The organism is Psychrobacter sp. 1Y4 (assembly GCF_051847555.1).
The window spans coordinates 1-946 of the sequence record NZ_JBPYDE010000227.1; the positions used below are offsets into that span (position 1 = coordinate 1).

Below are 946 nucleotides of genomic sequence, written 5' to 3' on the forward strand. Positions count from 1 at the left end.
CAGGACTATAAAACCTTGCAAGACATGAAAAAACAAGAGCGTAAGCTACAAATAGAACATCAGCGTCTATTGATTGAACAGCAAACCTTTAGCGCCACACCGCAAATCGCCAGTCGTGCAGTGGCGGAATTGGGTATGTACTCACCGACATTGAAGGATAAGCTGATTATTCAGCCTGGTGTCGCCACCGCCTTGGCACCAGTAGTCTCTGATGACGACGATGAGTTAGATTTAGATGTGGTCGGACCACGAGCCTCTACCGATATCTCCCCTGAAGAACCGGTAGCGGAGGCAGGACAATGAGCGATAAAAAACCTAAATCCCCACCAGCAAAAAACACCAGAAAAAAACCAGCCAGTGGCAAGGTGACCAAACCATTACGCCGTGCGAGCGCTGCCAAATCTGGACAAACGGGTGATAAAGCGGCAGGCAGTCGTAAAGCCAAATTATTTGATCGTATCAAAAAGAGTGATACGAAAGGGACGCATGCCAGTGCCAGAAACCCAAAGAGTAAAAGAGGGTTTTTAGGTAAAGCCTCTGGCGCGTCCTCTCGTGGCGGCTTTGAGCAGGATAAAAACCGTTTTCGTACTGTTTGGGGTTTGGCGCTGGTTATATTGGCGCTATTGATTGGCCGTGCCTACTATATTCAGGTGGCCAACGCGCAGTTCTATCAAGATAAAGGTAACGAGCTCATTACCAGTGAGCGCACGCAAAAATCCTATCGAGGTATGATTACTGACCGTAATGATTTACCACTTGCGGTGAGCGCACCGCTGGCGACCGTGTCATTTAGCCCGCATGATTATGCGAGTGAATACTACGAGCTCAAACGTATTATCTTGACCAACCCTAGCAGTCCACAATTGCAGGCGCGTATGCAAAAGCGTCTGGACAATATGGATCTGACGACACTGGCTGCGGCTGCCAATATCTCTGTCGATGAGCT

The 946-nt window shown here is 48.7% G+C and carries 1 protein-coding gene and 1 pseudogene; both read left to right on the top strand.

Going from position 1 to position 946, the window contains the following annotated elements; translation table 11 throughout:
• A partial coding sequence (locus tag ACS8FC_RS15400; protein WP_439297417.1) for a cell division protein FtsL occupies positions 1–303 on the top strand: 303 nt, incomplete at its 5' end.
• Positions 300–946: pseudogene (locus tag ACS8FC_RS15405) on the top strand (peptidoglycan D,D-transpeptidase FtsI family protein); the annotation flags it as partial. The gene ACS8FC_RS15400 and the pseudogene ACS8FC_RS15405, both read left to right, overlap by 4 nt.